General features: G+C 68.8%; 21 protein-coding genes. 7 read left to right on the forward strand and 14 right to left on the reverse strand.

What is annotated here, in order from left to right:
- Positions 1-19 precede the first annotated feature (19 nt).
- The 4 genes from arc to ASD84_RS23910 all read right to left on the reverse strand — a co-directional run bounded on the left by arc (position 20) and on the right by ASD84_RS23910 (position 4,727).
- Positions 20-1,789: a proteasome ATPase gene (gene arc / locus ASD84_RS23895; RefSeq protein WP_056716921.1), complete on the reverse strand. Its 1,770-nt coding sequence runs from the start codon at positions 1,787-1,789 to the stop codon at positions 20-22.
- Positions 1,790-1,886: 97 nt separating this feature from the next.
- Positions 1,887-2,840, reverse strand: a complete 954-nt coding sequence (locus ASD84_RS23900) for a tRNA (adenine-N1)-methyltransferase (RefSeq protein ID WP_056716723.1) — start codon at positions 2,838-2,840, stop codon at positions 1,887-1,889.
- Positions 2,841-2,849: 9 nt separating this feature from the next.
- Entirely contained in the window at positions 2,850-3,974 is a 1,125-nt protein-coding gene (locus ASD84_RS23905) for a site-2 protease family protein (protein WP_056716725.1), read from the reverse strand.
- Positions 3,975-3,983: 9 nt separating this feature from the next.
- Positions 3,984-4,727 carry a GTPase domain-containing protein gene (locus ASD84_RS23910; RefSeq protein WP_056716727.1) on the reverse strand — a complete coding sequence of 248 codons (744 nt, stop codon included), beginning with the start codon at positions 4,725-4,727 and terminating at the stop codon, positions 3,984-3,986.
- Positions 4,728-4,795: 68 nt separating this feature from the next.
- Here ASD84_RS23910 and ASD84_RS23915 point away from each other — a divergent pair, with 68 nt between their 5' ends.
- Positions 4,796-5,782, forward strand: coding sequence for a RecB family exonuclease (locus ASD84_RS23915; protein WP_082574234.1), 987 nt, complete (start codon positions 4,796-4,798; stop codon positions 5,780-5,782).
- Here ASD84_RS23915 and ASD84_RS23920 read toward each other — a convergent pair.
- Entirely contained in the window at positions 5,751-6,389 is a 639-nt protein-coding gene (locus tag ASD84_RS23920; RefSeq protein ID WP_235531248.1) for an HAD family hydrolase, read from the reverse strand. The genes ASD84_RS23915 and ASD84_RS23920 overlap by 32 nt on opposite strands.
- Before the next feature lies 1 nt (position 6,390).
- Positions 6,391-10,122 carry a methionine synthase gene (gene metH, locus ASD84_RS23925; protein ID WP_200954709.1) on the reverse strand — a complete coding sequence of 1,244 codons (3,732 nt, stop codon included), beginning with the start codon at positions 10,120-10,122 and terminating at the stop codon, positions 6,391-6,393.
- 131 nt (positions 10,123-10,253) lie between these two features.
- Here metH and ASD84_RS23930 point away from each other — a divergent pair, with 131 nt between their 5' ends.
- Complete coding sequence (locus ASD84_RS23930; protein WP_414858608.1) at positions 10,254-11,096, forward strand: PAC2 family protein; 843 nt, start codon at positions 10,254-10,256, stop codon at positions 11,094-11,096.
- Here ASD84_RS23930 and mshC read toward each other — a convergent pair whose 3' ends face one another.
- The 4 genes from mshC to ASD84_RS23950 are packed head-to-tail and all read right to left on the reverse strand — an operon-like array spanning position 11,097 to position 14,421.
- On the reverse strand, positions 11,097-12,332 hold the full coding sequence (gene mshC / locus ASD84_RS23935; protein WP_056716732.1) for a cysteine--1-D-myo-inosityl 2-amino-2-deoxy-alpha-D-glucopyranoside ligase: 1,236 nt from the start codon (positions 12,330-12,332) through the stop codon (positions 11,097-11,099). It abuts the gene before it with no gap.
- 41 nt (positions 12,333-12,373) lie between these two features.
- On the reverse strand, positions 12,374-13,117 hold the full coding sequence (locus tag ASD84_RS23940; protein WP_056716734.1) for an SCO1664 family protein: 744 nt from the start codon (positions 13,115-13,117) through the stop codon (positions 12,374-12,376).
- A gap of 9 nt (positions 13,118-13,126) precedes the next feature.
- Complete coding sequence (locus ASD84_RS23945; RefSeq protein ID WP_056716736.1) at positions 13,127-13,681, reverse strand: DUF3090 domain-containing protein; 555 nt, start codon at positions 13,679-13,681, stop codon at positions 13,127-13,129.
- Positions 13,682-13,704: 23 nt separating this feature from the next.
- Positions 13,705-14,421: a histidine phosphatase family protein gene (locus tag ASD84_RS23950; RefSeq protein ID WP_056716738.1), complete on the reverse strand. Its 717-nt coding sequence runs from the start codon at positions 14,419-14,421 to the stop codon at positions 13,705-13,707.
- 94 nt (positions 14,422-14,515) lie between these two features.
- On the opposite strand from ASD84_RS23950, the gene corA reads away from it, so the two are divergent.
- Positions 14,516-15,496: a magnesium/cobalt transporter CorA gene (corA, locus tag ASD84_RS23955; RefSeq protein ID WP_056716740.1), complete on the forward strand. Its 981-nt coding sequence runs from the start codon at positions 14,516-14,518 to the stop codon at positions 15,494-15,496.
- 15 nt (positions 15,497-15,511) lie between these two features.
- Here the strand turns inward: corA and ASD84_RS23960 are convergent, their stop codons facing one another.
- Positions 15,512-16,354, reverse strand: coding sequence for an undecaprenyl-diphosphate phosphatase (locus tag ASD84_RS23960; RefSeq protein WP_056716742.1), 843 nt, complete (start codon positions 16,352-16,354; stop codon positions 15,512-15,514).
- A gap of 72 nt (positions 16,355-16,426) precedes the next feature.
- On the opposite strand from ASD84_RS23960, the gene ASD84_RS23965 reads away from it, so the two are divergent.
- Positions 16,427-17,380, forward strand: a complete 954-nt coding sequence (locus ASD84_RS23965; protein WP_056716744.1) for an aldo/keto reductase — start codon at positions 16,427-16,429, stop codon at positions 17,378-17,380.
- Positions 17,381-17,388: 8 nt separating this feature from the next.
- Positions 17,389-17,625: a DUF5703 family protein gene (locus ASD84_RS23970; protein WP_414858609.1), complete on the forward strand. Its 237-nt coding sequence runs from the start codon at positions 17,389-17,391 to the stop codon at positions 17,623-17,625.
- Positions 17,626-17,652: 27 nt separating this feature from the next.
- Here ASD84_RS23970 and ASD84_RS23975 read toward each other — a convergent pair whose 3' ends face one another.
- A complete protein-coding gene (locus ASD84_RS23975) occupies positions 17,653-18,999 on the reverse strand; it encodes a M20/M25/M40 family metallo-hydrolase (protein ID WP_056716748.1) in 1,347 nt (448 codons plus the stop codon).
- Positions 19,000-19,040: 41 nt separating this feature from the next.
- On the opposite strand from ASD84_RS23975, the gene ASD84_RS23980 reads away from it, so the two are divergent.
- Complete coding sequence (locus ASD84_RS23980; protein ID WP_056716750.1) at positions 19,041-19,718, forward strand: hypothetical protein; 678 nt, start codon at positions 19,041-19,043, stop codon at positions 19,716-19,718.
- A 3-nt stretch (positions 19,719-19,721) separates the two neighbouring features.
- Here the strand turns inward: ASD84_RS23980 and ASD84_RS23985 are convergent, their stop codons facing one another.
- Positions 19,722-21,053, reverse strand: coding sequence for an amidase family protein (locus ASD84_RS23985; RefSeq protein ID WP_056716751.1), 1,332 nt, complete (start codon positions 21,051-21,053; stop codon positions 19,722-19,724).
- An 86-nt stretch (positions 21,054-21,139) separates the two neighbouring features.
- Positions 21,140-21,661 carry an ester cyclase gene (locus tag ASD84_RS23990; protein WP_056716753.1) on the reverse strand — a complete coding sequence of 174 codons (522 nt, stop codon included), beginning with the start codon at positions 21,659-21,661 and terminating at the stop codon, positions 21,140-21,142.
- A 158-nt stretch (positions 21,662-21,819) separates the two neighbouring features.
- On the opposite strand from ASD84_RS23990, the gene ASD84_RS23995 reads away from it, so the two are divergent.
- Positions 21,820-22,383 carry a hypothetical protein gene (locus ASD84_RS23995; protein WP_156392281.1) on the forward strand — a complete coding sequence of 188 codons (564 nt, stop codon included), beginning with the start codon at positions 21,820-21,822 and terminating at the stop codon, positions 22,381-22,383.
- The last annotated feature ends 30 nt before the right edge of the window (positions 22,384-22,413 follow it).

The raw sequence follows: 22,413 nt of genomic DNA on the forward strand, positions 1-22,413 counted from the left end.
CAGGTGGAACGCACTCGGGCTAGAGGTACTGGCCCGTGTCCGAGACCGTGTCGATGGAGCGGCCCGGCTCGGTGCCGTGCTTGCCGGTGATGAGCGTGCGGATGAAGACGATCCGCTCGCCCTTCTTCCCGGAGATCCGCGCCCAGTCATCGGGGTTGGTCGTGTTCGGGAGGTCCTCGTTCTCCTTGAACTCGTCGACACACGCCTGGAGCAGGTGCGAGACCCGCAACCCCTTCTGGCTGTGGTCGATGAAGTCCTTGATCGCCATCTTCTTCGCCCTGTCCACGATGTTCTGGATCATGGCTCCGGAGTTGAAGTCCTTGAAGTAGAGGACTTCCTTGTCGCCGTTGGCGTAGGTCACCTCGAGGAACCGGTTCTCCTCGGTCTCGGTGTACATCCGCTCGACCGTGGCGCGGATCATCCCGCCGATGGTGGCCTGGCGGTCGCCGCCGAACTCGGCGACGTCCTCGGCGTGCAACGGCAACGTGGTGGTGAGGTACTTGCTGAAGATGTCGCGCGCCGACTCGGCGTCCGGACGCTCGATCTTGATCTTCACGTCCAGGCGCCCCGGACGCAGGATCGCGGGGTCGATCATGTCCTCGCGGTTGGAGGCACCGATGACCAGGACGTTCTCCAGCAGCTCGACGCCGTCGATCTCGCTCAGCAGCTGCGGGACGATGGTGTTCTCGACGTCGGAGGAGACACCCGAGCCACGGGTCCGGAACAACGAGTCCATCTCGTCGAAGAACACGATCACCGGCGTACCGGTGCTGGCCTTCTCCCTTGCCCGCTGGAAGACCAGCCGGATGTGCCGCTCGGTCTCGCCGACGTACTTGTTGAGCAGCTCGGGACCCTTGATGTTGAGGAAGTAGGACTTGACCTCATGGCCCTTGCCGTCCACCGCGTGCTTGGCTGCGACCTTCTTCGCCAGTGAGTTGGCGACCGCCTTGGCGATGAGCGTCTTGCCGCAGCCCGGAGGACCGTAGAGCAGGATCCCCTTCGGCGGCTTGAGCTCGTGCTCGGCGAACAGCTCGGGATAGAGGTACGGCAGCTCGACAGCGTCCTGGATCATCTCGATCTGGTTGCCGAGGCCACCGATGGACTCGTAGGAGATGTCCGGGACCTCTTCGAGGACGAGCTCCTCGACCTCGGACTTCGGAACCTTCTCGTAGACGTAACCGGCGCGGGAGTCGAGCAGCAACGAGTCGCCGGCGCGCAGGGTCTCGTCGAGCAACGGGTCAGCCAGGCGGACGACGCGTTCCTCGTCGGCGTTCGCGATGACCAGGACCCGTTCGCCGTCGGCGAGCAGCTCCTTGAACATGACGACCTCGCCGACCGTTTCGTACTCGAACGCGGCGACGACGTTGAGCGCTTCGTTGAGCATGACCTCCTGGCCGCGGCGGAGCGAGTCGAGCTCGACGTTCGGGCTCACGCTCACGCGCAGCTTCCGGCCGCCGGTGAAGACATCGACGGAGTCGTCCTCGTTGCGTTGGAGGAAGGTGCCGAAGCCGGCCGGCGGCTGGGCGAGCCGGTCGACCTCCTCCTTGAGCTTGAGGATCTGGTCGCGTGCCTCGCGCAGGGTGCTGGCGAGCCGCTCGTTCTGCGCGGTGACCGCAGCCAGCGAACGCTGGGTGTCGGCGAGACGCATGTCCACGGAGCGAGCTCCGCTCCCGGGCGTGTCGATCAGCCGTCGGCGCAGCTCGTTGATCTCGTCCTCGAGGAAACGGACCTGGTCTTCGAGCTCCTGCTGGCTCTGGGACCGGTGGCTTCCCGAAGCGCCTTCTCCCATGTTCGTCATGGCACACCTCCTGAATCCGACCCTACTCGGACCGGTGCAGCGAGGAAGTGGTTCGCGACACGTGGTTCGCGAACGTTTCTGTAACGCCTCAGTCGTCGGTGGGAAGCTCCGGCACGCCGGGAGGGCGCGGGCCGTCGTAGTCGGGACCGTAGGCACCGGGGGCCGGACGGCGCTTCTTGAGCGGAGCGCGCTGGCCCGGGGCCATGCGCCGAGCCGTGACCAGGAAGGCCGTGTGCCCGATCATCTTGTGGCCGGGCCGGACCGCGAGGCCCTCGACGTGCCAGTCACGCACCAACGACTCCCACGGCGACGGCTCGGTGAACCCGCCGTGCATCCGCACTGCCTCGACGAACTTCGAGAGCTGGGTCGTCGTGGCGACGTACGCGCAGACGATCCCGCCGGGCAACAGGGCATCGGCCGCGGCGCCGAGGCACTCCCAGGGCGCAAGCATGTCCAGGATGATCCGATCGCAGCGCTCCCCCGATGCCGGCAACGCCTCGGCGAGGTCGCCGAGGGTGAGGCGCCAGGCGGGGTGGGTCTCGCCGTCGGGCGCACCGAAGAACTGCGTGACGTTGCGGCGCGCGACGTCGGCGAACTCCTCGCGCCGTTCGAAGGACGACACCCGCCCGTAGGGCCCGACGGCACGGAGCAGCGAACAGGTGAGCGCGCCCGACCCCACCCCGGCCTCGACCACATGGGCGCCCGGGAAGATGTCGGCCATCGCGATGATCTGGGCCGAGTCCTTCGGGTAGACCACGGCCGCACCACGGGGCATCGAGACGACGTACTCGGAGAGCAGGGGGCGGAAGACGAGGTACTCGCCGCCGACCGAGGAACCGACGGTGAAGCCCTCCTCGCGGCCGATCAGCTCGTCGTGCTCGAGGTGGCCCTTGTTCGAGAAGAACCGCTTGCCGGCTTCGAGCGCGAAGTTGTGGCGCCGGCCCTTGCCGTCGACCAGTCGGACCCATTCGCCCTCGCGTAGCGGACCGCGATGGACACCGGACCAGGCCTCCGGGGGCACGTCGGAAGTTGCGTCACTCACCGGCGCAATCTATCGGTGCACTGCGCGGGCGACGTCGGCGGCCGACAGTACGCCGTACACGCTGCCGTCCTCGTCGATCAGGACGTACTCCGATGCCGGGGTGCTGCGCAGCGCTGCGATCAGGTCCGGACCGCTGACGGACACGGGCAGCGCCAGCCCACCGGCCAGGCTCCGGGCCACCGTGGAGACGGCCACCCAGGGCTTCCGGTCGTCCGGCATCGCGTTGACCGCCTGCTCGTCGACTACACCCACGGGGCGACCGTCCGAGGCGACGGTGACGATGCTGCGAGCCCCGGCCTCCTCGGCGCGACGCACGGCCTCGGCCAACGGCAGGTCGTCGGGAACCGAGAGGGTGCGGCGGGCGAGGTCGCGCGGGACGACCTCTCCCAGGCGTCGCACGACCTTCGCCGCCGCCAGCGACTGGCTGGCGCCGGTCCAGAGGAACACGGCCACGATGGCGAGGATGACGGGGTTGACCACACTGCCGTCGCGCGCGCTGAAGACCGCCCAGACGACCACCAGGAGGGCGGTCACCCGGCCACCCCACGCAGCCGCGATGGTGCCGGTGTGCACCCGGCCGGTGGCGGCCCAGACGCCGGCCTTGAGGACCCGACCGCCGTCGAGCGGCAGGCCGGGCACCAGGTTCAGCACGCCGATCATCAGGTTGGCGCCGGCGAGTCCCTCGATCACCAGTCGGCCGACGCCGGGCGGGGTCACGAACCACAGGGCCAGCGCGACGACTCCGACCAGCAGCGAGGTGATCGGCCCGACCACCGCGATCCAGAACTCCTGGCGTGGCCGGCGGGCTTCTCCGACGATGGAGGTCGCTCCCCCGAGGAAGTGGAGGGTGATCGACTCGACCCGGAAGCCGAACCTCTTGGCCACGACCGCGTGGGACGCCTCGTGGAGCAGGATCGCGAGGTACAGCGCGATCGCGAAGGCGAGCCCGACGACGTACTTCCAGCCACCCAGGCCGGACTGCACCTCGTCGACGCGCGGACCCATGATGTAGGCGATCAGCGCGGCGACCAGGAACCAGGAGTTCGCGACGAGGACGTCGCTACCGGCGATCCGGCCGATCCTGATCATCCCCCGAGGCGCGGGTGTCCGGTGCGGGACGTCAGGTTCGGACATACCCCGAGGCTACCGGTGGCCGCTCAGCTGCTCGAGGCGCGTGGCCAGGGCATCGACGAGCTGCGCACTCCGCTTGGCAGACATGGCGGACTTGCGGTCACCACCCTGGGTGCTGACCGGCAGGACGTCGATCGAGAGCTTCGCTCCCCCGGCGAGCGCGCGCAGCTCGTCCACCCTGTTGCCGAACGCCGAGCCGCTGCCGGGCGAGTAGTAGCGGACGACCTCGTCGAGCTCGTCGGCGAACAGGTCGGCCTTGGTCACCACGATGACCAGCCAGATCGGCTTCTCGCGGCGCACCGCCATCGACGCGATCCGGTGGGAGGTGATCGCCCAGTCCTCGAGCTCCTGGACGAGCTGCTCCTCGCGACTCGCGTCGGCTCCACCGCTCGTACCCGCCGTACGGCGTGCGGTGGCGAAGCCGTTGGCGACGACGTGCAGCACTCCGTCGACCGGTTCGTCGTGGAAGACCTCGTCGAGCGCGCCCAGCCGGGTTGCGGCGTTGTCGCCCGGGACCACGCGGAACCGGAAGCCGCGAAGTCCTGAGGAGCGTCGGGTGCGCCGCTCCATGACAGCGGAGCCGACCTCGGCGACGGTCCCGTCCGGACTTCCGGACAGGCGATCGGTCAGCTGGGTCTTGCCCACACCGGTCATCCCGGTGACCGCAACGATGGGAAAACGTCTGCGGACGACGTGTCCGACCCGCTCCGGCGTGGCAGCCAGGCGTCGCCGGAGGCTTTCGTGCGATCGAGTCATGGACCAAGCCTATGTGTCGCGCGAGGCGCCGCCTTCCGATGTCGGAGCCCTCGCCTAGGGTCGGAGACATGACGACACAGCCAGCCCCGACCGGTCTCGAGCCGGCCGACCCGTCCGAGCGCGGCGGCACCCGCGTCGACGGCGTCGAGGTGCTCGGTGCGCTGTCGCCGTCGCGGGTGGGTGACTTCCTGTCCTGCCCCCTGCTCTACCGGTTCCGCACGATCGACCGGCTCCCCGAGCCCCCGTCGCCTCCCGCCGTGCGCGGGACGGTGATCCACACGGTGCTGGAGCGACTGTTCGACCTGCCCGCGGCCGAGCGCACCCCGGCGCAGGCCGAGTCGATGCTGGCGCCGGCATGGGCGGACCTGCAGGAGGCCGAACCGGCCGTCACCACGATGTTCCCGGTGGACGGTCCCGAGATCACCGAGTGGCTGGTGTCCTGCCGCGACACCCTGGTGAAGTACTTCGACCTCGAGGACCCGACGCGCCTGGAGCCGGCTGAGCGCGAGCTCTACGTCGAGACGCTCACCGACACGAAGCTGCTGCTCCGCGGCGTCATCGACCGGGTGGATGTCGCACCCGACGGTGCGATCCGGATCGTCGACTACAAGACCGGGAACGCCGTCAGCGAGATGTTCGAGGGCAAGGTCCTCTTCCAGCTCAAGTTCTACGCGCTGGTCCTGTGGCGGACCCGCGGTGTCGTCCCCAAGATGCTCCAGCTGGTCTACCTCGGCGACAGCCAGGTCCTGCGCTACGAGCCCGACGAGCAGGAGCTGCTCGCCACCGAACGCAAGGTGCAGGCGGTGTGGCAGGCGATCCAGCTGGCCACCGAGAAGCGTGAATTCGAGTCGCGCCCCGGCTACGGCTGCCGCTGGTGCGCACACCAGTCGCTCTGTCCGTCGTACGACGGCACGCCCCCGCCGTTCCCGCTCGATGAATTGGCCGAGCGCGTCTCCGGCCCAGCTGCGGGCAGCAAGCTGCCAGCCGAGCCCTCCCGCCGCGCTGCCGGCACGGTGGTCCCCCTCACAGCAGTGAGCTCAGCGCCTCCGGAGTGAGTCCCTCGAGGGTCTCCACGAACGTCCGTCCCGGGCCCTCGGGCACCGGCACGTGGTTGGGCACGACCAGGACCCGGCACCCGGCGGCCTCGGCCGACCGTGCTCCGGTCGGCGAGTCCTCGATGGCGATGCAGTCCGCCGGGTCGACTCCGAGGGCTGCCGCCGCGGTGAGGTAGGCCTCCGGGTGCGGCTTGCCCTGGCTGACCATGTCGCCGGTCACGATCACCCGGAAGGTCTCCGGGGGCAGGTGCTCGAGGATCGGCGCCACGAACCGCTGGTAGGACATCGTGACGAGGCCGCACGGCACCCCTGCGTCGCGCAGCGCCAGCAACAGCTCACGGGCGCCCGGGCACCACGGCACGGCATGGCGGACCTGCTCGACGACACCGTCGAGCAGCATCTCCACCACTTCCTCGGCCGACTGGGAGAGCCCGAGCTTTGCCTTGATGTACTCCCCCGAGACCAGCAGGTCGTTGCCGACCAGGTGCATCGCGTCCTCGTGGGTCCAGGTCCCGCCGTGGGTCTCGGCGATCTCCGACTCCGTGGCCATCCAGTACGGCTCGGTGTCGACGAGGGTGCCGTCCATGTCCCAGAGGACTGCCTTCACGTCAGTCCTCTGGGTTGTAGCCGAGGTTGGGGCCGAGCCAGCGCTCGGCCTCCTTCAGCGTCCAGCCCTTGCGGGTGGCGTAGTCGGCGACCTGGTCCTGGGCGAGACGGCCCACCACGAAGTACTGCGACTGCGGGTGCGAGAAGTACCAGCCGCTGACGGCGGCACCGGGCCACATTGCCATCGACTCGGTGAGCTCGATGCCGGTGTTCGTGGTGACGTCGAGGAGCTCCCAGAGGGTCTGCTTCTCGGTGTGCTCCGGGCAGGCGGGGTAGCCGGGCGCGGGGCGGATGCCGACGTACCGCTCACCGATGAGCGCCTCGTTGGTGAGCTCCTCGTCGGGCTGGTAGCCCCAGAACTCCTTGCGGACCCGCTCGTGCATCCGCTCGGCGAAGGCCTCCGCGAGCCGGTCGGCGAGGGACTCCAGCAGGATCGCGCTGTAGTCGTCGAGGGCTTCCTTGAACTCCATGATCTTGGTCTGGCTGCCCAGCCCGGCGGTGACCGCGAACGCCCCGACGTAGTCCTGGGCGCCGGTGGCCCTGGGTGCGACGAAGTCGCCGAGCGACCGGTTCGGAATGCCCTCGCGGTGCTCACCCTGCTGGCGCAGGTTGCGCAGCACCTGGAGGACCTGGGTGCGCTCCTCGTCGGCGTACACCTCGATGTCGTCACCGACCGCGTTGGCCGGGAAGAAGCCGATGACGCCGTTGGCGGTCAGCCACTTCTCCTTGATCAGCCGGTCGAGCATGTCCTGGCCGTCGTCGTACAGCCGGCGCGCAGCCTCGCCGGACGCCGGGTTGTTGAGGATGTCGGGGAACTTGCCCTTCATCTCCCAGGCGTTGAAGAACGGCTGCCAGTCGATGTACTCCCGCAGCTCGGAGATGTCGTAGTCGTTGAAGACGCGAACACCCTGCTGCTGCGGGACGGGCGGGACGTAGCCCTCCCAGTCGATCGGCGTCCGGTTGACCCGGGCCTTCTCCAGCGTGACGGTCGGCCGCTCGTGCTTCTGGGCGTGCCGCTCCCGCAACGAGGCGTAGTCCTTCTCGGTCGCCTCGAGCAGGGCCGGGCGCTGCTTGTCGTCGAGCAGGGCCGCAGCCACCGGGACCGAACGCGAAGCGTCCTTGACCCAGACCACCGGTCCGGTACGACGGGGCGAGACCTTGACCGCGGTGTGGGCGCGCGACGTGGTTGCGCCACCGATCAGCAATGGGATCTCGAGGCCCTGGCGCTCCATCTCGACGGCGAAGTTCACCATCTCGTCGAGCGAGGGCGTGATCAGGCCGGAGAGGCCGATGATGTCCGCGTTGTGCTCCTTGGCGGCGTCCAGGATCTTCTGGGCAGGCACCATCACACCGAGGTCGATCACGGTGTAGTTGTTGCACTGCAGGACCACGCCGACGATGTTCTTGCCGATGTCGTGGACGTCGCCCTTCACGGTCGCCATCACGATCGTGCCGTTGGTCGTCTCGGCGTCGCCGGGCTGCTTCTCCGCCTCGATGAACGGCAGCAGGTAGGCGACGGCCTTCTTCATGACCCGGGCGGACTTCACGACCTGGGGCAGGAACATCTTGCCGGCACCGAAGAGGTCGCCGACCACGTTCATGCCGTCCATCAGCGGCCCCTCGATCACCTCGATCGGGCGACCGCCCGCAGCGGAGATCTCCGCGCGGAGCTCCTCGGTGTCGGCCTCGACGTCGGCATCGATGCCCTTCACCAGGGCGTGCGTGATCCGCTCGCGCACCGGCAGGCTCCGCCACTCAGCGGCCGCGGCTTCCTCCTTGGGGTCGCCTGCGTTGTTGAACCGCTCGGCGATCTCCAGCAGCCGCTCGGCCGCGTCCTCGCGGCGGTTCAGGACGACGTCCTCGATCCGCTCGCGGAGCTCCGGGTCGATCGAGTCGTAGGGAACCAGGGCGCCGGCGTTCACGATGCCCATGTCCAGGCCGGCCTTGATGGCGTGGAACAGGAACACCGCGTGGATCGCCTCGCGGACCGGGTTGTTGCCCCGGAACGAGAACGACACGTTCGAGATGCCTCCGGAGATGTGGACGCCGGGCAGGTTCTCCTTGATCCAGGCGCAGGCCTCGATGAAGTCGATCCCGTACGTCGCGTGCTCCTCGATGCCGGTCGCGAGCGCGAAGCAGTTCGGGTCGAAGATGATGTCCTCGGCCGGGAACCCGACCTCCTCGGTCAGGATCCGGTAGGCGCGGCCACAGATCTCCTTGCGGCGCTCGAGGTTGTCGGCCTGGCCCTGCTCGTCAAAGGCCATCACGACCACGGCCGCGCCGTACTTGCGGCACAGGCGCGCCTCGCGGACGAACTTCTCCTCGCCCTCCTTCATGGAGATCGAGTTGACGATCGGCTTGCCCTGGACGTTCTTCAGGCCGGCCTCGATGACCTCCCACTTGGAGGAGTCGATCATCACGGGGACGCGGCTGATGTCGGGCTCGGCCGCGATCAGCTTGGTGAACCGGTCCATCGCGGCGACGCCGTCGATCATGCCTTCGTCCATGTTGATGTCGATGACCTGCGCACCGACCTCGACCTGCTGCAACGCCACCGAGAGGGCCGTGTCGTAGTCCTCGGCCTTGATCAGGTTGCGGAACCGCGCGGAGCCGGTGATGTTGGTGCGCTCACCGATGTTGACGAACAGCGAGTCCTCGGTGATGTTCAGCGGCTCGAGGCCGGACAGCCGGGTAGCGACGTCGATCGTCGGCAGGACGCGCGGGCTCTTGCCCTCGACGACCCTGGCGATCTCGGCGATGTGCGCCGGCGTGGTGCCGCAGCAACCACCGACGAGGTTCACGAGACCAGCGGAGGCGAACTCCTCGATGTAGCCGGCCTGGCGCTCGGGCGACTCGTCGTACTCACCGAAGGCGTTCGGCAGCCCGGCGTTCGGGTAGCTCGAGACGAAGGTGTCCGCGATGCGGGAGATCTCGGCCATGTACGGCCTCATCTCGGGGGCGCCCAGCGCGCAGTTCAGGCCGATGGCGAGCGGCTTGGCGTGCCGCATGGCGTTCCAGAAGGCCTCGGTGACCTGACCCGAGAGGGTCCGACCCGAGGCGTCGGTGATCGTGCCCGAGATGACGACCGGCCAGCGACGGCCGCGCTCCTCGAACAGGGTCTCGACCGCGAAGATCGCGGCCTTGGCGTTGAGCGAGTCGAAGATCGTCTCGATGAAGATCAGGTCCGAGCCGCCGTCGACGAGGCCGTTGGCGGCCTCGAGGTACGCCGCGACCAGCTGGTCGTAGGAGACGTTGCGGGCACCGGGGTCGTTGACGTCCGGGGAGATGGACGCCGTCCGGGTCGTCGGGCCGAGGGCGCCGGCGACGTAGCGCGGCTTCTCCGGCGTGCTCAGTTTGTCGCACTCGACCCTGGCCAGTGCGGCACCGGCGTAGTTGAGCTCGTAGGCGAGGTCGGCCATGTCGTAGTCGGCGAGCGAGACGGCATTGGCGTTGAACGTGTTGGTCTCGAGGATGTCCGCGCCAGCCTCGAGGTACTCGCGGTGGATGCCCGCGATGATCTCCGGCTGCGTGATCGTCAGCAGGTCGTTGTTGCCCTGGACGTCACTGGGCCAGTCCTTGAACCGCTCGCCGCGGTAGCCGGCCTCGTCGGGCCGGTCCCGCTGGATCGCCGTGCCCATGGCTCCGTCGATGACCAGGATCCGCTCGCCGAGCGCGCGCGTGAGCTCGTCGGTGCAATCAGGGCGGATGTTCGGCTCCCAGACGTCCACGTACATTCCTTCCATAACGGAAGGCGTCCTTGCTCTGGCCGAGCGTGGCGGACCAGACCTCGTGATCTGCATCCGTTGCAACGCCTCTCGACTTCTACGAATGCTACCGGGAACCGGGCACTAGGCTCGGCATTGTGATGGAGATCGAGACGGTGCCCGACCTCGTACGGCCGGTGGTCATCGCCGCGTTCGAGGGTTGGAACGACGCCGCAGAGTCCGCAACAGCCGTGGTCGACCACCTGATGAAGGTGTGGGACGCGCGGGTCGTGGCGGTGATCGATCCCGACGAGTACTACGACTTCCAGGTCAACCGCCCGGTCGTCGGCATCGACGACAACGGGTTCCGCAAGCTCAACTGGCCCAGCACGCACGTCGCTGTGGCCTCACCGCCGGACCTGGATCGCGACGTCATCCTGATCCGCGGCATCGAGCCGAACATGCGCTGGCGCCAGTTCACGGCCGAGCTTCTCGCGACCATCGACGACCTCGGCGCAGAGCTGCTGATCACGCTCGGAGCGCTTCTGTCCGACAGCCCGCACACCCGGCCGATCCCGGTGTCCGGCTCCTCGACCGAGCCGGACCTGATGGACCAGCTCTCCCTCGAGCAGTCCACGTACGAGGGACCGACGGGCATCGTTGGAGTGCTGCAGGACGCCTGCGCCCGGATCGACCTCCCCGCCGTGTCGTTCTGGGCAGCCGTGCCTCACTACGTCGCACAGCCGCCGTGCCCGAAGGCGACCCTGGCCCTGCTGGTCCGGCTGGAGGACCTCTTCGAGACACCGATCCCGCTGGGCGACCTCCCCGAGGAGGCCCGGGCCTGGGAGCGCGGCGTCGACGAGCTCGCCGAGGAGGACGAGGACATCGCCGACTACGTCCGCGAGCTCGAGGAGTCGCGCGACACCGTCGACCTGCCCGAGGCGTCAGGTGAGGCGATCGCCCGGGAGTTCGAGCGGTACCTCAAGCGTCGCGACGACGACTGACTAGAGCGAGAGACCCAGCGCTGCGTCGAGGACGGGGAGCAGGGTCATCGAGGCCTCGGTGTCGCTGTTGTCGGCGAGCCCGTCGGTGCCCAGGGTCGCCTTGACCCAGGCATCGATCGCGGCGACCGCGCGAGGCGCGTCGAGGTCGTCGGCGAGCGCCGTCAGCACTTCCTGGACGACCGGAGCCGTTGGCGCGCCGTCGCCCAGCGCGAGGGCACGGCGCAGGTTGGCGATGTCGTCGACCGCGGTCCACAGCTGGTCGTCGGTCCACTCCCAGTCGCTGCGGTAGTGGTGCCGCAGGAGAGCGAGCCGAATGGCCATCGGATCGATGTCACTGTTGCGCAGGGCCGAGACGAAGACAAGGTTGCCCAGCGACTTCGACATCTTCTGGCCGTCGTAGGCGACCATCCCGGCGTGGCTGTAGGCCTTGGCGAAGGCTTCGCCGGTGGCCACCTGGACGTGGCCGGCACACATCTCGTGGTGCGGGAAGACGAGGTCGCTGCCGCCGCCCTGGACGTCGAACCCGGAGCCGAGGTGCTGCAGGGCGATGGCCGCACACTCGATGTGCCAGCCCGGCCGGCCCTTGCCGAACGGGCTGTCCCAGGACGGCTCGCCGTCGCGCTCGCCGCGCCAGACCACGCAGTCGAGCGGGTCCTTCTTGCCCGGCCGGTCGGGGTCGCCGCCGCGCTCGGCGAAGAAGCGGAGCATGGTCTCGCGGTCGTAGCGGGACTCCTCGCCGAAGGCGGGGTCGGCGGTCACGGAGAAGTAGAGGTCGGTCTCGACGCGGTAGAGCGAGCCGCCCGCGTCCAGGCGCTGGAGCAGCTCGATCACCAGCGGGATCGACTCGACCGCGCCGACGTACTCAGCCGGAGGCAGCACCCGGAGGGCCTCCATGTCGTGACGGAACAGCTCGGTCTCGCGTTCGGCGAGCTCGACCCAGTCGACCCCGACCTTGGTGGCGCGCTCGAGCAGCGGGTCGTCGACGTCCGTGACGTTCTGGACGTAGCGGACGTCGTGTCCGGCGCTGCGCCAAGCGCGGTTGAGCAGGTCGAACGCGACATAGGTGTTGGCGTGCCCGATGTGCGTGGCGTCGTACGGCGTGATGCCACAGACGTAGAGGCGCGCGGGACCCTCGGGACTCGTCTCCACCTTGCCGCCCGAGGAGGTGTCGTGGAGGACGACCGGGGGGCCGGTCACCGGTAGGACCGGGATGCCCGGTGCGTTCCATGCGCGCATGGGCTGATGCTAGTTGCTGGAACCAGCGCCCCCTGCACTGGTCAGAACGGGGGCCAGGGAATTGCGGGGCCGTGAGGGGTCGGCCGGGGAAGTTCGCCCGTGGCGAGGAGCCGGTGGGTACGGCGCTCGAGGGCGGCGATCTCGTGCTCGGCGAGGTGGAACCCGAGCTGTTCCCCGAGGTCACCGCGGATGTCGGCCAGCACCGCGCGTACGACGGCCGTCTCGTCCTCGGTCAGGGCGGAGCCGGCCCAGCCCCACAGGACGGTTCGGAGTTTCGGATCATGGTGGAAGGCGACTCCGTGGTCGACCCCGAGACGGCGACCGTCGGACATCGCCAGGACGTGCCCGCCCTTGCGGTCGGCGTTGTTGACGATGACGTCGTAGACGGCCATCCGGCGGAGTGCGGCGGTGTCCTCGTGCACGAGGGTGATCGGCCGGTCGCGCTCGTCGAGCCCCTCCATCACCGCGATCCATCCGTCGGGTGTCTCCCCCGCGCCGACGAGGGTCACGGCGTCGTGCTCCGGGTCGACCTCCTGCCACTCCTGGAACATGCCGGGACCGTGCGGCCCTTCGTCCCACCATGTGCGGGGCACGATGTCCCAGCCACTGGCCACGGAGACGAGGTGCGCCGCGATCTCCCGGTGGGCCAGCGAGCCGTCGGGGAAGTCCCAGAGCGGGCGCTCCCCCGCGACCGGCTTGTAGACGACCTCCTGGCCGTCGAGGTCGCCGAGGAAGGTCGCATTCGAGGCCGGCATGATCCGGCCCTTGATCGTCAGCTCACCCACGGCGCGGGATCAGGGGTCGCGTCGCTTGAACCCGTTGGCCCGCACACACAGGTGGCCGTCGGGATCGATCGGTTGACCGCAGAACGGGCACGACGGGCGACCCGCACCGATGACCGATTCGGCGCGCTTCACGAAGGCGCGCGCCTGGCCGGGCTCGAGGCGGACGAGCAGCATCTCCACGGGGTCCTCGCCGTCGGCCAGCTCCGCAGGCTCCTCGCCGATCGGGAACACCTCGATGACGACCCGCTCGTCCTCGGGGTCCCACGACAGCGTCATGGTGCCGGCACGGAACTCCTCCTCGATGGGCAGGGCGAGTGGCGCGTCGTCGATGAGGGCCAACGGCGCGACCGCGGGTACGACGACGCGGGCGGTGCCGTCCGCGATCACCTCGTCGAGCAGCTCGTCGACACGTTGGGCCAGCGCTTCCACCTGCTGCTTCTCCAGCGCGACCGAGACGATCCGGTTGCCATCGACCGCCTGGATGAAGAAGGTGCGGCTGCCGGGCTCGCCCACGGTGCCGGCGATGAAGCGTCCGGGCGGGTCGAAGGAGTGAACGATCGGCATGGAGGAACCCTATCGAGGCCCGGTCAGGCCGGACCCGCGCCGCCTCCGACGACAGCGTCGGACGCTCTTCCGGCGCCGGACTTCCCCGGACTCGAGGCCAGCCAGGAGAGGTCGCCGGCGTGGGTGTTGGTCGCCAGGACGTAGGGCCGATCGGGCGCGTAGCGGATGACGGAGATCGAGGCAGGATCGACGTTGATCCGCTGGAAGAGGTCCAGGTGCATGCCGAGGGCGTCGGCGAGCACGGCCTTGATGATGTCGCCGTGGCTGACGGCCACCCAGACCGCGTCCGGGCCGTGCTCCTCGGTCACGGCAGCGTCCAGCCGTCGTACGGCCGAGACGGCGCGGTGCTGCATGGCCACCATCGACTCGCCGCCGGGGAAGGTCACGGCGGACGGGTGCTGCTGGACGGTGCGCCACAGCGGCTCCTTGAGGAGCTCCTTGATCGCCTGGCCCTGCCAGTCGCCGTAGTCGCACTCGGCCAGCGCGCGCTCGGTCCGGGCCCGGTGCGTCGTGTGGCCGGCGGCCTTCTGGGCCGTGCCCACCGCTGTCGCGGTCTGGCGGCAGCGCTCCTGGGGACTGGTGACCAGCCGGACGATCGGTACGGCGGCGATCCGCCCACCTGCCGCCTCGACCTGCTCGACGCCCCTGTCGTCCAGGACGACACCGGGCGTGCGGCCGGCGAGCACTCCCGACGCGTTCGCGGTCGTGCGCCCGTGACGGACGAGGAGCAGGGTGGCCATGTCGGCGAGCCTAGGGGTTTCGAGGCTCGCTTCGCTCGCACCTCAACCACCGACCTGCAGTCCTTGCGCTGCGAGACGCGCTAGCGTCGGCTTCGTGATCGTCGACAGCGCCGTCTACCGCCACGGGCAACGCGTGCCCGTCGAATGCACGCCGCACGACTACGAAGCGCTCCGTGAGGCTGCCAAGAACCGCCACGACTTCGTGTGGGTCGGTCTCTACGAACCGAGCCACATCGAGCTGGCGGAGATCGCAGATGCCTTCGGGCTGCACCCGCTGGCCGTCGAGGACGCGGTCGTGGCCCACCAGCGTCCGAAGCTGGAGCAGTACGAGTCGAGCCTCTTCCTCGTGCTCAAGACGCTCTGGTACGTCGACGAGGACGACGCGGTCGAGACCGGCGAGATCAACATGTTCATCGGTCCCGACTTCGTGATCACGGTCCGGCACGGCCGGGGATCCTCGCTCAGCGATGCGCGGCGCGCGCTGGAGCAGAAGCAGGCGGTGCTGGACCACGGTCCGTCGGCTGTCGTCTACGCCGTCTGTGATGCCGTGGTCGACGGCTACACCGGCGTGGTGGCTGAGCTGCAGACCGACGTGGACGAGGTCGAGACGTCCGTGTTCTCCAACAGCCGCACCAGTGATGCGAACCGGATCTACATCCTCAAGCGTGAGCTCTCCGAGGTACGACGCGCGGTGCTCCCCCTGCGCGAGCCGATGCGCCGGTTCACGGCCGGCGCGGTGAGCCTGATCGAGCCCGAGTCAGCCCCGTTCTTCCGTGACGTCAGCGACCACCTCCAGCAAGCTGCAGACGAGATCGACACCCTGGACGGCCTGCTGTCCACGGCCTTCGACGCCCACCTGGCCCGGGTCGCCGTCCAGCAGAACGACGACATGCGCAAGATTTCGGCCGGCATCGGTCTCGCAGCCGTACCGACCTTGATCGCCGGCGTTTACGGCATGAACTTCGACCACATGCCCGAGCTGCACTGGCTGTTCGGCTACCCGTTCGCGATGCTGCTCATGTTCGGCACCTCGTTCGCGCTGTTCCTGTTCTTCAAGCGCTCCGGATGGCTCTAGACCGGTCGGTGAGGCTCAGGCGTTGACGACGCCGGCGCCCAGCAGGACCAGCACGGCGGTCCCGAGCAGGACGCGATAGACCACGAACGGCGTGTAGGAGTTCTTGCTGACGTAGCGCAGCAGCCACGCGATGGCGGCGTACCCCACGAGGAACGACACCACCAGGGCGGTGATCGTCGGGCCCCAGCCGTAGTCGGCCTCGCCCGGGTGGGCCTTGCCCACGTCCGAGATCTCTCCGAGCTCGAACAGGCCGGCACCGACGACAGCCGGAATGGCGAGCAGGAACGCGAAGCGGGTGGCGGCCTCGCGGTCGTAGCCGAGCAGCCGGCCCATCGAGAGCGTGGCGCCGGAGCGGGAGACGCCGGGGATCAGGGCCAGCGCCTGCGCGCCACCCATCAGGCCCGCGTCGCGGAGCGTCATCTGCTTGACCTGGCGGTCAGTCTTGCCGATCCGGTCGGCAAGACCGAGCAGCAGGCCCATCACGATGAGCGCGGCACCGATGATCCACAGGTTGCGGAAGTCCCGCTCGATCACGTCCTTGAGGAGCGCTCCCAGGATCACGATCGGCATCGAGCCGACGATGATGTACCAGCCCATCCGGGCGTCCAGGGCGCCGCGGTACTCCGGCTTGAACAGCGACAGCGTCCACGCCTTGGCGATCCGCCAGATGTCCTTGCGGAAGTACAGCAGCACCGCCAGCTCGGTGCCGATCTGGATCACGGCCGTGAAGGCCGCACCCGGATCTCCCCAACCGAACAGCTCCGGGAAGAACCGCAGGTGGGCACTGCTCGAGATGGGCAGGAACTCGGTCAGCCCCTGGAGGACACCGAGGAACACAGCTTGCAGGAAGTCCTCCACAACGCAGCATCCTAGGTATCTCTCGGCGTGCCCGAGCACGCGACCCTCGGCTGGGCGGATACCTTGTCCGTCATGCAGCAGCGGTACGTCGGCGCCAGCGGACTCCAGGTGTCGCGGCTCGCCCTGGGCTCGATGACGTGGGGCAAGGACACGGACGAGCACGAGGCGCGCGACCAGCTGACGGCGTACGTCGAGGCCGGCGGCACCATGATCGACACGGCGGCCGGCTACACCGACGGTCGTTCGGAGGAGCTGATCGGCTCCCTGCTGGGTGACGTCGTACGACGCGACGAGGTGGTGCTGGCGACGAAGGCCGGGATCTCGCGGCGCGGGAACGAACGGATCACCGACACTTCCCGCGGCGCGTTGCTGCGCGGTCTCGACACCTCGCTCAAGCGCCTGCGCACCGATCACGTCGACCTGTGGCAGGTGCACATCTGGACGGACGTCGTGCCGCTCGAGGAGACGCTCGGCGCGCTCGACCACGCCGTCGCCAGCGGCCGGGCGTCGTACGTCGGGATCTCGAACTACAACGGCTGGCAGACCGCGCGCGCGGTCACGCTCCAGGAGGCGGTCCCCGGCCGGGCCCGCATCGCGTCGACCCAGGTGGAGTACTCCCTGGTGAACCGCCGCATCGAACGCGAGGTCCTGCCGGCCGTCGAAGCGCTCGGACTCGGAGTGTTCCCCTGGTCCCCCCTCGGTCGCGGCGTGCTGACCGGCAAGTACCGCACCGGCACCCCGTCGGACTCCCGAGCGGCATCGCCCGTCTTCGCGGGATTCGTCGAGGCCTACCTGGACGACCGGAGCCGCGGCATCGTGGAGGCCGTCGTCCGTGCCGCCGACGGTCTCGGCTGGTCGCCGCTCGAGGTCGCCCTCGTCTGGGTGCGCGACTCGCCCGGAGTGACGGCTCCGATCGTCGGCGCCCGCACCGCGACCCAGCTCAAGGTCGCCCTCGACGCCGAGGCCAAGACCCTGCCGCCCGAGATCCGCGCCGCCCTGGACGACGTCTCCGGATCGGCCGTGTGAGCGTCCCCATGAAGCAGTCCAGCCTGCTCCGACCCGGATTGATGCGCGGGCTCGGCCGTGGGGTGGAGTGGGAGTTCGATCGCGTGGTCTTCGACCGGGACTTCTCCCGCAACGTGGTGGCGAAGCTGCTCGTGGAACGCGCCGAGCACGGCGGCTGGGAGCTGGACCGGGTGCAGATCGGCCCGGACGGCAAGCGCCGGATCGTGCTGCGCCGCAAGATCATCCGGGCCGTGCGAACGGCTTAGGGTTTCGAGGCTCGCTTCGCTCGCACCTCAACCACCGGCTTCCGACAGGAACCTGTCCATCACGCGCGCACCGAACTCGAGTGCGTCGACCGGGACCCGCTCGTCGACGCCGTGGAACAACGCGGTGAAGTCGAGGTCCTCGGGCAGCCGCAGCGGGGCGAACCCGTAGGAACGCATGCCGAGCTTGGTGAAGTGCTTGGCGTCAGTGCCGCCGCTCATCAGGTACGGCGCCACGATCGCGCCGGGATCCTCCGCCAGCAGGCTCCTGGTCATCGCGTCGACCAGCGGGCCGTCGTACGGCATCTCCCAGGGTGGCTGCTTCGAGAGGTAGTCGATCTCGATGCCTTCGCCGGTCAGCTCGGCAAGCGTCGCGAAGAACTCGTCCTCGAAACCGGGCAGGAAACGGCCGTCGACGTGGGCGCTGGCCTCGGTCGGGATGACGTTGACCTTGTAGCCGGCGTCGAGCATCGTCGGGTTCGTCGAGTTGCGCAGGACCGCACCGAGCATACGGGCGGCACCGCCGAACTCCTCGACCAGCGATTGCGCGTTCTCGGGCGTGGCTTCGGTGCCAGCGATGTCGGCGACAGTGGCGAGCAAGGTCTTCATCGTCGGCGTGAGGCGGACCGGCCAGTCATGGGCACCGATCCGGGCCACGGCGGCTGCGAGCCGGGTGACGGCGTTGTCGTGGTTGATCATCGAGCCATGTCCGGCGCGGCCGCGAGCCGTGAGGCGCATCCACGCCATGCCCTTCTCGGCGACCTCGATCAGGTAGAGCCGCTGTCCGCGCACCGTCGTGCTGAACCCTCCGACCTCGCCGACAGCCTCGGTGCAGCCCTCGAACCACTCGCGATGGTCGCGGACCAGCAGCTCGGCGCCCTGGTGGCCACCCGCCTCCTCGTCGGCGGTGAAGCAGAGGACGACGGGTCGTTCGGGGATGCGGCCCGCGCGCTGGCGCGCACGGACGACCGACAGCAGCATCGCGTCGAAGTCCTTCATGTCGACGGCGCCGCGGCCCCAGACGCTGAGCCCAGCTTGAGGGCAGTCGTGCACCTCGCCGCTGAACGGATGGATCTGCCAGTCCTCGGCGGCCGCGGGTACGACGTCGAGGTGGCCGTGCAGCAACAGTGCATCGCTTCGGTCGCCGGTGCCGCCCCACCGCGCCACGACGTTCGCCCGGCCGGGTGCGGTCTCGATGATCTCCGCAGCGATCCCGACCTCGTCGAGCAGACCGGCGACGTACTCGGCGGCCTTGCGCTCCCCCGGACCTTCCTCGGCACCGTAGTTCGAGGTGTCGATCCGGATCAGCTCACGGCACAGCTCGACGACTTCACCAGCGACATCCAGGGCGCCATCGGCGCGGTGAAGACCGTCCATGACCTCATCGTTGCACGGCACCGGAGCGATACCGTGGGAGCGTGACGCCTCCCGATGAGTGGACGACCTACAACCCGGACTCATCTCCCGATGAGGAGCCGTCCGGGAAGGTCGAGCCGTACCGACCACCAGCACCGCCGACCACGCCGGTCGCGCCACGCACCCTGCAGCAGCGCACCATCCGGCAGCGCCGGAGTCCGGTCCTGCCGCTCCTGGGCGCGGTCGTCGCCATCGGCCTGGTCGGGTGGGGCGTCGTGGCGATCGTCAAGGCTGCGGTCGGGAGCGGCGAACCGCAGACCGCCGAGGGCTTCGCGAACCTGCTCGAAGACCTCGAGGACGAGACCGGCTCCACCGACGTCTTCCGAGCCGTTGTCTATCCCGAGTACGCCGTCGTCGACGTACCGGTCGCGGCGAACGACGAACGCGAGATCAGCTACTACTGGGACGGTGGCCTCAGCGAGTCCACGAAGGGCACCAGCGACGATGAGGTCTTCGACCTGACGGTGGTCGACGCCGCACAGTTCGCCGGGATGTGCGCCGAGGTGTCCGCCCTGATCGACGAGCCCGGCGACTGCTACCTGATCATCGAGAAGCCGGACGACACCTTCCCCGACCGTGCCAACGCCTGGATCTCGGCGTACGTCTCCAACGAGTTCAGCCAGAGCAAGTACATCAACTACGACCTTGAGGGCAATGAGGTCGACCGCAGCGAGGACTGAAACCTAGAGGTGGCGGCGCCAGGGGCGGATCGCCTCGAGCTGGGCAGCCAGACCGAGCAGGAGACCCTCGCCACCAGGCCGGGCGACGAGCTGGATGGCGAGAGGTGTGCTCCCGCTCCCCATGCCCGCTGGTACGACGATCGCGGGCCACCCCGCGAGGTTCCAGGGCGCGGCGAACGGCGCGTGGCGCGCATCCGAGAGCGTGTTGGCGAGCCACCCCCGTTCAGACCAGGCTGCTGACGACTTCGGATAGCGCGCGAGGGCCGGTGTCAACAACACGTCGTGGTCAGCGAAGAGCCGCTCGGCCCGACTGGTCCAGGCAGCACGCCCCTTGTCCGTCGGGAAGCCGGCCTTGAGAACCATCCGACCCACGGCTGCATGCCGTCGCGTGCGCTTCGCCAGCCGGCCGCGATCCTGTAGCCACTGCGCATCGAGCTCCGTCCCTGCGGTCCACCGCGCGATCTCACTCGCGGCCAGAGTCTGACCGTAGACCGGGTCGGCCTCCGTGACACTGTGGCCGGCGGTCCGCAGGAGCTCGGCGGTTGACCGCGCGGCTCCGCGCCAGTCCTCGTGCAGCGGGTTGAACGGCATCGGCACCTTCGTGGACAGGGCAATGCGCAGCGTGGTGGGCTCGCGCACTTCCGCGAGGTCCGGCGTGGCTGCCATGACCGACAGGACGAGAGCGGCGTCGGCCACCGTGGTGGCGAGGGGTCCGTTTTCAGACATGTCGAACCACGAGCCGTTGCCGAGGTCGGCGGGTACGACGCCGAGGCCGGGCTTGATGCCCACGAGGCCACAGCACGCGGCCGGGATCCGGATCGAACCCATGCCGTCGTTGCCGTGGGCGACCGGCACCATTCCGGCCGCGACCGCCGCAGCCGACCCTCCGGAGGATCCACCGGGTGTCCGGCTCAGGTCGAGCGGGTTGCGGGTCACGCCGAAGGTCGAGTCCGTGGCACCGAAGACGCACAGCTCTGGCACCCGGGTGAGTCCGACGACGACAGCACCAGCCGCGCGCAGGCGACGTACGACTTCGTGGTCGGTGTCCTGCGGACCCGGGTCGCTACCGGCCGAGCCGTCTCGCATTGGTTCTCCCGCGACCGGCACGTTGTCCTTGATCGCGATCGGCACACCAGCGAGAGGAAGTAGCGATCGATCGGCACTGCTGTCCACCGAATCGGACTCGGCGAGCGCGCGTTCCCGACGCACCACCTGGAAGGCGCCGACCGGACCGTCGAGTTCAGCGATGCGGTCGAGCGTTGACTGGACGTGCTCGCGTGCCGTGGTCTCACCGCCGCGGACGGACGCCGCGATCTCGGTGGCGGTCAGGGTCATCCCGGAAGGCTAACTGCGAGCGCGGTCACTGAGGCAGGAAGCCCCCGAGGGCCTCACCTGTTCGATCGGGCGCGACCGAAGTGGCTTCAGCTCATTCGTTTGTTGGCGCGTCGCTTGGCCCATGCCATGCGCACCAAGAAGGCAGGCGTCGGCGGCACCCATCCCGCCTGTTTCGCCATGTTCAGGTCGTCACGGTTGGCCCAGTGTTCGGTGATCAATCCGTCCTGGGTGCGGAACCAGTGGGTCTGGGTGATCGCGAAGGGCTTGCCGGTCGCGGGCATGGCGGCATCGATGGCGTCCGTGTCGCGCTTGTAGGTGACGAAGTCGCCGGTGTGGCGCCCGGACATGGTCACGTGCAGCACCACGAGGTCGCCTGCGGCCACTGAGTCGTGAACCTCGAACGTGAGGTCGGAGAAGGCTGCGCGGAGCCATTCGGCTGTCGCGAAGAAGCCCTCCGGCCCCGCCGTCCGCGTGTCTGGCGGCTCGTCGACTGCCTCGCGATTGATCGAGCCGGGCGCGTAGACACGGTCGAAGTCTGCGCGGCTTCCGTTTGTCATGAGATGCATCGAGCTGATGCAGAGCTCGGTGGCGTCAACGTTGGTCGGCATGATGGTCCTCCTTGAACCAAATTAGATAGGGTGATGCCCTAGTGAAGTCGATAGAAACGAAAGTAGGAGCCGTGGCCCAATCCGTCAATCCCTCCCGCCGGACGTATCGGGCTCCGCAGCGGGACGCCGCTGCTGCTCGCACTCGCGAGGCGATCGTCGTGGCCGGGGCGGATGCGTTCGTGCGGCTCGGCTGGTCGGGGGCGACGATGGGGTGCATCGCAGAGCAGGCGTCTGTGTCGATCAAGACGGTCGAGGCGCGTTACGGCAAGAAGGCAGCGTTGCTGAAGGACGTGGTCTACTACGCGATCGCCGGCCAGGTGGTCGACGTCCCGACAGCTCCCCGAGAATCGATCACCGCGATGAAGGAGGCCGGCACGGCGACCGAGATGCTCAAGCTGCATGCACGGCACGTGCGAGCCATCGCCGTGCGCTCGGCTGGGATCTTCTGGGTGGCCGAGCACGCAGCGCAGGCCGATGAGGACGCCGCAGTGCTCTGGTCGCAACTGCTCGACGGGCGTCGGTTTGGCGCTCGATGGGCCGCCAGGACTCTTCTCACCAAGTCCGGTCTACCGCGAAGCACTCGCCAGTCCTACGCCGAACAGGTCTTCTGGATGGGTATCGAGCCCGCCACCTTTCGCAGCCTCACGCTCGGTCGCGCCTTCAGTCCAGACCAGTTCGAAGCCTGGATCGAAGACTTCTACGTGCACATGCTCATGCGGTGACGAAAGGCTGGCCGAGCACTGGCACGTCGT

Origin of the sequence: Nocardioides sp. Root682, from assembly GCF_001427795.1 — a bacterium.
Classification (GTDB): Bacteria; Actinomycetota; Actinomycetes; order Propionibacteriales; family Nocardioidaceae; genus Nocardioides.